The 11,598-nt window shown below is 66.5% G+C and carries 9 protein-coding genes and 1 riboswitch; of the genes, 7 read left to right on the top strand and 2 right to left on the bottom strand.

Annotated features, from left to right (window positions below; genetic code table 11):
* Positions 1–125: 125 nt before the first annotated feature.
* Complete coding sequence (locus J2X42_RS17025; RefSeq protein ID WP_131134167.1) at positions 126–605, top strand: Dps family protein; 480 nt, start codon at positions 126–128, stop codon at positions 603–605.
* 118 nt (positions 606–723) lie between these two features.
* On the opposite strand, the gene J2X42_RS17020 is transcribed toward J2X42_RS17025, so the two are convergent.
* Positions 724–2,331 (bottom strand): MFS transporter, encoded by a 1,608-nt coding sequence (locus J2X42_RS17020; RefSeq protein WP_396134101.1) that lies wholly within the window; start codon positions 2,329–2,331, stop codon positions 724–726.
* Positions 2,332–2,399: 68 nt separating this feature from the next.
* Between J2X42_RS17020 and J2X42_RS17015 the strand changes: the two genes are divergently transcribed.
* The 6 genes from J2X42_RS17015 (at position 2,400) to J2X42_RS16990 (ending at position 11,044) form a co-directional block, all read left to right on the top strand.
* Positions 2,400–2,939, top strand: coding sequence for a helix-turn-helix domain-containing protein (locus tag J2X42_RS17015; protein WP_310167021.1), 540 nt, complete (start codon positions 2,400–2,402; stop codon positions 2,937–2,939).
* Between the two features lie 125 nt (positions 2,940–3,064).
* Positions 3,065–3,163, top strand: a riboswitch (glycine riboswitch).
* 187 nt (positions 3,164–3,350) lie between these two features.
* On the top strand, positions 3,351–6,221 hold the full coding sequence (gene gcvP / locus J2X42_RS17010) for an aminomethyl-transferring glycine dehydrogenase (RefSeq protein ID WP_396134100.1): 2,871 nt from the start codon (positions 3,351–3,353) through the stop codon (positions 6,219–6,221).
* Positions 6,222–6,231: 10 nt separating this feature from the next.
* Positions 6,232–7,380 (top strand): glycine cleavage system aminomethyltransferase GcvT, encoded by a 1,149-nt coding sequence (gene gcvT / locus J2X42_RS17005; RefSeq protein WP_310167019.1) that lies wholly within the window; start codon positions 6,232–6,234, stop codon positions 7,378–7,380.
* Between the two features lie 208 nt (positions 7,381–7,588).
* On the top strand, positions 7,589–7,972 hold the full coding sequence (gene gcvH / locus J2X42_RS17000; protein WP_310167018.1) for a glycine cleavage system protein GcvH: 384 nt from the start codon (positions 7,589–7,591) through the stop codon (positions 7,970–7,972).
* Positions 7,969–9,291, top strand: coding sequence for a serine hydroxymethyltransferase (gene glyA, locus J2X42_RS16995; protein ID WP_310167017.1), 1,323 nt, complete (start codon positions 7,969–7,971; stop codon positions 9,289–9,291). Before gcvH ends, glyA begins: the two co-directional genes overlap by 4 nt.
* Positions 9,292–9,631: 340 nt before the next feature.
* Positions 9,632–11,044: an L-serine ammonia-lyase gene (locus tag J2X42_RS16990; protein WP_310167016.1), complete on the top strand. Its 1,413-nt coding sequence runs from the start codon at positions 9,632–9,634 to the stop codon at positions 11,042–11,044.
* Here the strand turns inward: J2X42_RS16990 and J2X42_RS16985 are convergent.
* Positions 11,041–11,586: a TspO/MBR family protein gene (locus J2X42_RS16985; protein ID WP_310167015.1), complete on the bottom strand. Its 546-nt coding sequence runs from the start codon at positions 11,584–11,586 to the stop codon at positions 11,041–11,043. The genes J2X42_RS16990 and J2X42_RS16985 overlap by 4 nt on opposite strands.
* Between the last annotated feature and the right edge of the window lie 12 nt (positions 11,587–11,598).

Raw genomic sequence — 11,598 nt, 5'->3', positions numbered from 1 at the left:
GGGGTTAAATGAATAGCGTTCTTTTATGTCGCGTGGACCAATTAGTAAGCTCACTGAGAAATTTTGCTCCGGGCTGCCAAAGCGGCTGATAGCGTCAGGATCACTGGACCAATCGAGGAGGATTCATGAAAGCTTCACCGACGCTGACCAACAATCTTCAGGCCGTTCTTGCGGACCTGATCGAGCTGCATATCCAGGGCAAGCAAGCCCACTGGAACATCGTGGGCACCAACTTCCGGGACCTCCACCTGCAGCTCGACGAAATCGTTGACGCGGCCCGCCAGTTCGCCGATGACATGGCCGAAAGGATGCGGGCCCTGCATGCCCTTCCGGACGGCCGCAGCTCAACGGTGGCCAAGAGCACCAGCCTGGCCCAGTTCCCTGAGGGACTCATCAACACCAAGGACGCCATCGAGCGGATCGTCGCCGCCCTCGAGGCCGCCGTCGGGACCATGCGCAAGGTGCACGACGAAGTGGATGAAGAGGATCCCACCACCGCGGACCTGCTGCATGCATTCATCGCCAAGCTGGAGCAGTATGCATGGATGGTCAATGCGGAGACGATGAAGGCCTCCGCCAGCGTCACTGCGCCGGACGCAAAGTAGCGCAGCGCTCGCAGAATGAGCACAGGAGCGCCCGGTGCCGGAAGCAATTTCCGGCGCCGGGCTTCTTGTTGTGTGGCGCCTTTGCTCCGGGTCGGATCCTGGGCCGGAGGCGGGTAGCCTAGCGTGCCTTGGGGACTCTGTGAAGCGCGACGGCGGCAAGGACTGCCGCGCCCGCCATCAGTACCAGCGCGATCCCCGCAGTGATGTGCACACCGGAATCGAACGCCGCGCGGGCCGCGCCGCGGAGCGCCTCCGCGAGCGGAGCGGGCAGGGTGGCAGCCAGGTCCATGGCTCCGGCCAGGGTTTCGCCCGCCTGGTGCGCAGCTGTGCCGGACGTGGCCTCTGCGATCCCGGCAGGGAACAGCAGATTGTGCTGGTAGGAAGCCGTCAGGATGGAGCCCAGGACGGCCGTCCCCAGGAGTGACCCCACCTCGTAGCCGGTCTCGGAGATGGCGGCTGCCGCCCCTGACTTCTCCGCCGGAACGGCGCCCAGGATGAGGTCGTTGGATATTGTTTCCGCCGTGCCAACGCCCAGCGCAAGGATGAGCAGTGCTCCCAGCAGCAGGGCCGGGCCCGCGCTGTGGTTGCCGAAGGCCACCAGCCCATGGCCCGTGGCGCTCAGGGCCAGGCCGCCAGCCACCACGAATCCCGGACGGACCTTCCGCACCAGGGGTACCGCCACCAGTCCGGCCACCACGGTGGCCAGCAGGGCCGGAATCATGGCCACACCGGACGCGGACGGCGTCATTCCTTCCAGGAGCTGGAGGTGCTGGGCCAGGAACAGGATGAAGCCGTTGAAGGAAAACAGCGCCAGGACGTTGGCCGTGATGGCCGTGCTGAACACCCTGTTGCGGAACAGCGACATGTCCAGGAGGGGGCTGCCAATCCGGAGCTGGCGGCGGACAAAAACAAACCCCATGGCCAGGCCGAACCCTATAAGGAGTGCCGGAAGCGCCCCGAAGCCTTCCGTTGCCAGTTCCTTGATGCCATAAACCACCGGCACCATCACCAACAGGGACAGCAGGATGCTGGGCACGTCCACCCGCCCGGGGTGGGGGTCCCTGGACTCAGGGATGAAGGCCGGACCGAATGCCAGCAGGGGCAGCATGATGGGCACCGCGACCAGGAGGATCGCGCCCCACCAGAAGTGCTCCACCAGCCAGCCGCCGAAGATTGGGCCCAGCGCGGCGCCGCCGGAAAAGCCGGCCGCCCAGATGGCCACAGCCAGCCGGCGCCGGTTCGGGTCCGGAAAGATGTTCCGGATCAGGGACAGCGTGGACGGCATCAGCATGGCCCCGAAGAACCCGAGCGCCGCCCTTCCGGCGATGAGCCACTCGGCGCCCGGCGCGAAAGCCGTCACCGCCGAGACGGCCGCGAAACCGACGCTGCCAACCAGGAGCAACCGCCGGCGTCCGATCCGGTCACCGAGGCTGCCCATGGCAACCAGCAACCCGGCAAGAACCAGGGGATAGGCATCCACGATCCAGAGCAGCTGGACGCCCGATGTTTCCAGGCTGCGGGCAATGGCCGGCAGTGCAAACGTCAGCGCCGTGTTGTCCACCGCAACAAGGAGTACCGGGAACATCAGCAGGCCCAGCGCGAGCCAGTCGCGCCAATGGCTTCTGCCTGGAGCCCGTGCCGGACCGGGAGCCGGCATCGAGCGGGCGGCGGACGGCGTGCTGGGCGTGTTGAGGGTGTTCTGCCGGGAGGCTGCGGACATGGTCATGCAATAACTGTACCGTCTGGACGGTATAGTTAAGAAATCGAAGTCCCCGAGGATGCATGATTGGAACCATGGCCAGAAAACCCGTCGCGCATGATGCCGTCCTTGACGCTTTTGAAGAACTCCTCATTGACGTCGGGGAACGCGCCGCCACGCTGGATGCGGTGGCCAAAAAGGCCGGCGTGTCCAAGGGTGGACTGCTGTACCACTTCCCCAACAAGGAAGCACTGATTACCGCCACCCTTGAGCGGCTGGACCGCCTGGCCGGGGAGGACCTGGCCGCGATGGCGGCCGCGCCTGAGGGTGCCGCCGCGTACTTCATCCGGTCATCGCTCTGGTCCGACACCCCCATGGACCGTTCGTTTGTTGCTGCCACCCGCCTGGCCGAGGTGGCCCACGAGGAGGCCCGCCGCCGTTTTGCGGCCATCCAGCACCAGTGGCTGGAACTGATCGGCGCCGACGTCGGCATGGCGATGGCCAAGGCCGTGCTGTACATGGGCGACGGGCTGTACTTCAACGCCATGTGGGAAAGCGGGCCCTCCGGGAATGCCGACGGCAGGCAGGGGGATGTGGCGGAACTCCTTGCCGCGGTGGAGCGGCTACGGGGCTGAATGGCCGCATTCGTGGCAGTGCCCGTCCGGGGCGGTCCACCATTTGCCCGAAAGCCTGCGGCATAGGACAATTGGTGATGGCTGTCACCGGCCACCAAGATGTCAATCCCAAATGAATAAGCCTTTGATCTGCGGCGGGAGAGTTCTGCTAGTAGGTACAAGCAGGCGCCGTAGGAGCAAATCCTCCCCAGGAATCTCTCAGGCCCATGTACCGCCGCGGCGAGGCAACTCTGGAAAGTAGCAGGCTGTCCGCCTGACGTGTCCCGGATCGCTCCGGAACATCAGGACTGCTGTGCTCACCGACGGTGCAAGCGCCGGCCCCGCAGCAGCGGACCGCGCGGAAACTCTCAGGTCCAATACAGAGTGGGGAGGAACCCGAATCGATGTGGCGTACCCTGCGCCGCCTGAGTTATGGAGTTCCTTTTGACTGTCAATTCAGCCTCTACGTCTTTCGTTGACCGGCACATCGGCGCCCGCCGCCAGGCCGACGTCGATGCCATGCTCAAGGCTGTCGGCTACGACACCGTCGATGCGCTCGTGGATACCGCGGTCCCGAAGGATATCCGCCAGGACTCCGGCCTCCAGCTGGCAGAGGCCCTGAGTGAGGTCGAAGCTCTCGCCGAACTGCGCAAGCTCGCCGCGAAGAACAAGACCGCCGTGCAGATGATCGGCCAGGGCTACTACGACACCGTGACACCCGCGGTGATCCGCCGGAACATCCTCGAAGGCCCGGCCTGGTACACCGCCTACACGCCGTACCAGCCGGAGATCTCCCAGGGCCGCCTCGAGGCGCTGCTGAACTTCCAGACCATGGTCCAGGACCTGGTGGGCCTGCCCATCGCCAACGCCTCGCTGCTGGACGAAGCCACCGCCGTGGCCGAAGCCGTCCTGATGATGCGCCGGGCCAACAAGAACAAGGACGCCCGCGACGGCAAGACGGTGCTCGACGCCGACTGCCTGCCGCAGACCATCGCCATTGTGAAGGGACGCGCCGAGGCGCTGGGCTTCGAGGTGGAGGTCGCTGACCTCTCCAACGGACTGCCCGACGGCGTCATCAACGGCGTTGTGCTTCAGCAGCCCGGTGTTTCCGGCCGGGTCTTCGACCACTCCGCCGTCATCGCCGACGCCAAGGAGCGCGGTGCCCTGGTGACTGTGGCCGCCGACCTCCTGGCCCTCACCCTCATCACCCCTCCCGGCGAGCAGGGCGCCGACATCGCCGTCGGCTCAGCCCAGCGCTTCGGCGTCCCGCTGTTCTACGGCGGACCCCACGCTGCCTACATGGCTGTGCAGAAGGGCCTCGAGCGCTCCATGCCGGGCCGCCTGGTGGGCGTCTCCAAGGACTCCGCCGGCGTACCCGCCTACCGCCTGGCGCTGCAGACCCGCGAGCAGCACATCCGCCGCGAAAAGGCCACGTCCAACATCTGCACCGCCCAGGCGCTGCTGGCCATCGTTGCGTCCATGTACGCCGTCTACCACGGCCCGGACGGCCTGAAGGCGATCGCCCAGACCGCCCACGGCCACGCGAAGTCCCTGGCCGCGTCCCTGAAGGCCGCCGGCCTGGACGTGCTCCACACCAGCTTCTTCGATACCGTCACCGTGTCCGTACCCGGCAAGGCGGCCGGGATCGTTGCCGCCGCCGAAGCCAAGGGCATCAACCTGCGCAGCATCGACGCGGACACCGTGGGCTTCTCCACGGATGAAACCACGACGGCGGCAATCGTCGACGGCGTCCTGGCCGCCTTTGGTGCCGAGGCCGTTGACGCGGCCGCCGGCACTGACGCTGTGTTCGCCCTGGATGCCGCCGTCGAGCGTTCCTCCGACTTCCTGCAGCACCCCGTGTTCAGCACGCACCGTTCCGAAACGCAGCTGCTGCGCTACATCCGGAAGCTTTCGGACCGGGACCTCGCGCTGGACCGCACCATGATCCCGCTGGGCTCCTGCACCATGAAGCTGAACGCCACGGCCGAAATGGAAGCCATCTCCTGGCCTGAATTCGCGTCCATCCACCCGTTCGCGCCTGACTCCCAGACCGAAGGCTGGCGGGAACTGATCTCGGACCTGGAAGCCCAGCTCACCGAGATCACTGGCTACGACCAGGTGTCCATCCAGCCCAACGCCGGTTCCCAGGGCGAACTCGCAGGCCTGCTGGCCATCCGCGGCTACCACCTCTCCCGCGGTGACGACCAGCGCACCGTCTGCCTCATCCCGGCGTCGGCGCACGGCACCAACGCAGCCTCCGCCGTCCTGGCCGGCATGAAGGTAGTGGTGGTGGCAACCGCTGCCGACGGCACGATCGACCACACCGACCTGTACGCCAAGATCGAGGCCAACAGGGACGCGCTGTCCTGCATCATGATCACCTACCCGTCCACGCACGGGGTGTACGACGCCGACGTCCGCGAGGTCTGCGACGCGATCCACGCCGCCGGCGGCCAGGTCTACATCGACGGCGCCAACCTCAACGCCCTGGTTGGCCTGGCCCAGCCGGGCCAGTTCGGCGGCGACGTGTCGCACCTGAACCTGCACAAGACCTTCTGCATCCCGCACGGCGGCGGCGGACCGGGCGTGGGCCCTGTCGCCGCGAAGGCGCACCTGGCACCGTTCATGCCGGGCAACGCAGCCACCTGGACCGAAGGCAACGACGTCCCGATCTCCGCCTCCCGTTTCGGCTCCGCAGGTGTCCTGCCCATCTCCTGGGCCTACGTGAAGCTCATGGGCGGCCAAGGCCTGACCGAGGCCACCAAGTCGGCGCTGCTCGCGGCCAACTACATCGCCGCCCGCCTGAACGACTTCTTCCCGGTCCTGTACACGGGCGAAGGCGGACTGGTGGCGCACGAGTGCATCCTGGACCTCCGCGAGCTGACCGCCAAGACCGGCGTCACCGCGGAGGACGTGGCCAAGCGCCTCATCGACTACGGCTTCCACGCCCCCACCCTGGCATTCCCCGTGGCCGGCACGCTGATGGTGGAACCCACGGAGTCCGAGGACCTGCACGAGATCGACCGCTTCATCACCGCAATGATCGCGATCCGGGCCGAAATCGACCAGGTGGCCGACGGCGACTTCACCGTAGCGGACAGCCCGCTGCGCAACTCCCCGCACACCGCGGCCGCCGTGATCAGCACCGACTGGGACCGCGCCTACCCGCGTGAGCAGGCCGTCTTCCCGGTTGCCTCGCTCAAGCAGGACAAGTACTTCCCGCCCGTGGGCCGCATCGACGGCGCCGCCGGGGACCGTAACCTGATCTGCTCCTGCCCGCCGCTTTCCGAGTTTGAAAACTAAGGACTCCACGATGACTGAGAACTACACAGCCCTCTACGAAGAGCACAAGAAGCTCGGGGCCTCCTTCACGGACTTCGGTGGCTGGCAGATGCCGCTCAAGTACAGCTCCGAACTGGCTGAGCACCACGCCGTCCGCAAGGCTGCAGGCATTTTCGACCTCTCCCACATGGGCGAAGTATGGGTGACCGGCCCGGACGCCGCAGCATTCCTGGACTTCGCGCTGGTGGGCAAGATTTCCGCGATGGCCGTGGGCAAGGCCAAGTACTCGCTGATCTGCAACGAGGACGGCGGCATCATCGACGACCTCATCACCTACCGCCGGCCCGCCGCTGCCGACGGCACCGACCGCTTCCTGGTGGTTCCCAACGCCGGCAACGCCAAAACCGTGGCAGCTGCGCTGGCCGAGCGGGCCGCCGGCTTCGACGTGGTGGTGGACGACGTTTCCGCCGAGACGTCCCTGATCGCCGTCCAGGGCCCCAAGGCTGAGGAACTCCTCCTCCGCCTGGTCCCCGCCGCCCAGCACAGCCTGGTCACGGAGCTCAAGTACTACGCCGCCGTCGAGGTCCCCTTCCTCGTGGCCGGAGCGGGCCAGGAACTCCTGCTGGCACGCACCGGCTACACCGGCGAGGACGGCTTCGAGATCTTCGTGGCCAACGACGACGCCGCCGCGCTTTGGCAGGCAATCGTCGCCATTGCCGACGAAGGGGAGCTGACTCCTGCAGGCCTCGCCTCCCGCGACTCGCTCCGCCTTGAGGCCGGCATGCCGCTCTACGGCAACGAACTCTCCCTGGAAGGCGACCCGTTCGCAGCAGGCCTGGGAGCCGTCGTCGCGCTGTCCAAGGAAGGCGACTTCGTGGGCAAGGCCGCACTCGCAGCCAAGAAGGAAGCCGGCGCCGGAACCACCACCGGCCGCAGGCTCGTGGGCCTCAAGGGCCTGGGCCGCCGTGCCGGCCGCGGCCACTACCCGGTCCTCAAAGACGGCGCAGTGGTGGGCGAAGTCACCTCCGGCCAGCCCTCACCCAGCCTGGGCTACCCGGTGGCCATGGCCTACGTCGACGTCGCCCTCACCGAACCCGGCACCGCCCTGGACATCGACCTCCGCGGAAAAACGGAGCCGTTCGAAGTAGTGGCCCTGCCGTTCTACAAGCGCCCGAAGTAGGTTTTCGGGGTCGGCTTCGGACCGGCAGACCGGACTTTTCACGCGTGCTGCTCCTTCGTCGCTTTGACGCACGCTTTCGAAAAGTCCGGCTCAGCCGGCCCTCAAGGCTCGCTCACCTTTCGCACGGTGGACAGACGCTCTCTCACTTAATGCGGTGTTTGGGCGAACGCTCTCTCACTTTTCGCAAATCTCACTGAAGGAAAAACACATGGCTAAAGTTGCCGCTGAACTGCAGTACTCCGAGGAACACGAGTGGGTCTCCCGCGAGGACGGAAACGTGGTGTCCATCGGCATTTCCGCCGTGGCCACGGACGCCCTCGGCGACATCGTGTACGTGGACCTGCCCGAGGTCGGCTCCACCGTGACCGCGGGGGAGACCTGCGGCGAGGTGGAATCCACCAAGTCCGTTTCGGACCTGTACGCCCCGGTGACAGGCGAAGTCACCGAAACCAACCCGGCCGTCGTCGACGACCCCGCGCTGATCAACAGCGACCCGTACGGTGCAGGCTGGCTGTTCAAGGTGGCCGCCGAGTCTGACGGCCCGCTGCTCTCCGCGCAGGACTACGCCTCCAAGAACGGCGGCGAGCTGTGAGCGGCGCCGCTGCCACGGCAGTGTTCGAGCAGGTCATTTCCCCGAGCCTGGACGCGGACCTGTCCGCGCTGGACCCGGAGATCGCAGCCAAGATCGACGACGAACTCGGCCGCCAGCGTGACGGCCTGGAGATGATCGCCTCGGAGAACCACACCGCGGTGGCCGTCATGCAGGCGCAGGGCTCTGTCCTGACCAACAAGTACGCCGAAGGCTACCCGGGCAAGCGCTACTACGGCGGCTGCGAGCACGTGGACGTCATTGAGCAGCTTGCCATCGACCGGGTTAAGGCCCTGTTCGGCGCCGAATTCGCGAACGTCCAGCCGCACTCCGGCGCGCAGGCGAACGCCTCGGTGATGCACGCGCTGATCAAGCCGGGCGACACCATCATGGGCCTGAACCTCGCCCACGGCGGCCACCTGACCCACGGCATGAAGATCAACTTCTCCGGCCGCCTGTACAACGTCATCCCGTACCAGGTCCGCGAAGACGACCACCGGATCGACATGGCCGAGGTGGAGCGCCTGGCCCAGGAGCACAAGCCGCAGCTGATCGTCGCCGGCTGGTCCGCGTACGCCCGGCAGCTGGACTTCGCCGAGTTCCGCCGGATCGCCGATTCCGTGGGCGCCTACCTGATGGTGGACATGGCGCACTTCGCCGGGCTGGTCGCCGCCGGGCTGCACCCCTCCCCGGTGCCGCACGCCCACGTCACCACCTCCACCACGCACAAGACCCTCGCCGGTCCGCGCGGCGGCATCATCCTTACCAACGACGCTGCGATCGCCAAGAAGATCAACTCAGCTGTGTTCCCGGGCCAGCAGGGCGGGCCGCTGGAGCACGTCATCGCCGGCAAAGCCGTCGCGTTCAAGATCGCCGCGTCCGCCGAGTTCAAGGAACGCCAGGAACGCGTCCTGGCCGGCGCCCGGATCCTGGCCGACCGCCTGGTCCAGCCGGACGTCACCGCCAAGGGGATCAACGTGATCTCCGGCGGCACCGACGTGCACCTGGTCCTCGTTGACCTGCGCAACTGCGAACTGGACGGCCAGCAGGCCGAAGACCGCCTCGCGGAAATCGACATCACCGTCAACCGCAACGCCGTGCCGTTCGACCCGCGCCCGCCGATGGTCACCTCCGGGCTGCGCATCGGCACTCCGGCGCTGGCCACCCGCGGTTTCGGCGAGGCAGCCTTCCACGAGGTCGCCGACATCATCGCCGAGGCTTTGATTGCCGACGCCGGCGCAGACCTCTCAGGCCTGCGTCACCGCGTCGAGGTCCTCGCCGCAGCCCACCCGCTCTACCCAGGCGTCGCGGCACTCAGCTGACTGCTTCCGAGGCCCGTCGGGTCCGACCTCCTCTGCATGCTCGGTCGCGAAGACGCCCGCTGAGCGGACGTGACGCTCCCTTAGACGCATGCTGCCGGAGGCCGGACCCGAAGGGGCTCTGCTGCTCTCCTTTTTCACCGACTTCAACAGCCCGTCTCCCCAGGCGACGTGCCCGGGTGGCTGGGTGGATTCCGGAAGCGTGCACCCCACCGTCCCCCTAACCTCGCAAGCTCGGTCAGGGAACCCGGACGGCGTGGGCCCAAGGCATGCAGAGGATGTCCTGCCACCTCCACCCAACCCGACCAACTGCACATGCGTCACAAATGAGTAAGGATTAGTTATGGCTGTTGGTGTCTTTGACCTTTTTTCGATCGGAATTGGACCTTCGAGCTCGCATACTGTCGGGCCGATGCGGGCTGCCGCTGTTTTTGCCGAGGAGCTCAAGGAGTCCGGTGCCCTGGACCGTGTGGCCGGCCTCCGGGTTGACCTCTACGGCTCCCTGGCCGCCACAGGCCACGGGCACGGGACGATGACGGCGATATTGCTGGGGCTGGAGGGCTTCCACCCGGAGAAGATCCTCCCTGACGAGGTGGAGGACCGGCTGGCCGCCATCGCCGAAACCGGCACCTTGCAACTGGCCGGTTCCGTCCCCCTGCCCTACGCCGTGAAGGACATGGTCCTGCGCCCGCTGACCATCCTGCCGCGGCACACCAACGGCATGACGTTCACCGTCTCCGACGCCGACGGCGAAGTCCTCCACAGTGCCACTTTCTTCTCCGTGGGTGGCGGCTTCATCGTCCGTGAGGGGGAGGAAGATGCAGCGCTGAAGGAACTCGATGAATCTAAGAAGGAGCTTCCGCTGCCGTTCCGGACGGCAGCCGAACTCCTGGGCCGTTGCCAGTCCAAGGGACTGTCCATCGGCGAGGTCATGTTCGTCAACGAACGGGCCTCCCGGTCCGAGCAGGAGATCCGCGACGGACTGCTCCACATCTACTCCGTCATGGAGAGCTGCGTCCAGGTCAGCCTCAAGCGCGAAGGCCTGCTGCCCGGCGGGCTGAGGGTCCGCCGTCGTGCCCCCGACTGGCACGAGCGGCTCCTGAAGGAAAGCCGGGACCACGATCCCGACTACCGGGACCCCAAATACTGGCAGGAATGGGTAAACCTGATCGCTTTGGCGGTCAACGAGGAGAACGCCTCCGGCGGGCGGGTGGTCACCGCCCCCACCAACGGCGCCGCCGGAATCATCCCGGCTGTGCTGTACTACGCCCTGCACTTCGCCCCGGGGATGGAGAACGCAACCCAGCAGGACCGCGACGACGTTGTGGTGAAGTTCCTGCTCACAGCCGGCGCCATCGGGGTGCTGTACAAGGAACAGGCCTCCATTTCGGGTGCGGAGGTTGGCTGCCAGGGTGAGGTGGGCTCGGCGTCGTCCATGGCCGCCGCAGGCCTGGCCGAGGTGATGGGCGGGACCCCTGCCCAGGTCGAGAACGCGGCAGAGATCGCGATGGAGCACAACCTTGGCCTGACGTGTGATCCGATCGGCGGGCTGGTCCAGGTGCCGTGCATCGAGCGCAACGCCATCGCCGCAGCCAAGGCCATCAACGCCGCCAAAATGGCGCTCTGGGGCGACGGTTCGCACCGGGTATCCCTCGACGAGGTCATCGTCACAATGCGCGAAACCGGCCGCGACATGAGCTCCAAATACAAGGAAACAGCCATGGGCGGCCTGGCCGTCAACGTCGTCGAATGCTAATTGTGCAGTGCCGCCCAGACGTTCAGTGATGACGCGAACACAATCCAAGTGACATACGGCAGCAGGAGCAGCCCTGCCGCCAGGCTGATCGGTCCAAAGCGGAGCACCGTCACCGTCACAGCCACGATCAGTGCAAGGATGATCGCGAACGCCAGCCACAGCGCAACCGTGCCGAGCGCGGGGTAGAGGCCAAAGAACACCGGCGTCCACAACAGGTTCAGCCCCAGCTGGATGCCGTAGGCGACCAGTGCCGGACGCGACTCCGGGACACGGCAGCGCCACACCAGCCAGGCGGCCAACGCCATGGCCGCATAAAGCGCCGTCCAGACCGGACCGAACACCCAGTTCGGCGGGGTCCACGGAGCCTTGTCGGCGCTGACATACCAGCCGTTCACGTTGTTCACCGTGGCAAAGGCCCCGAGCCAGGCGACCAGTGCTGAGGCTCCGAGGAAGACGGCGAGAGCCAGGACCTGTGCGCCAGTCCCATATTTCCCTGCGGGGGTCCCGGACGGGAGGCTGGACTGTTCAGGGTGCGGCGTCATGCGTCAACCCTC

The organism is Arthrobacter sp. BE255 (assembly GCF_031457335.1).
GTDB lineage: Bacteria > Actinomycetota > Actinomycetes > Actinomycetales > Micrococcaceae > Arthrobacter.
The sequence above is the reverse complement of the archived record's forward strand: the minus strand, read 5'-3'. Positions and strand labels throughout refer to the sequence as shown.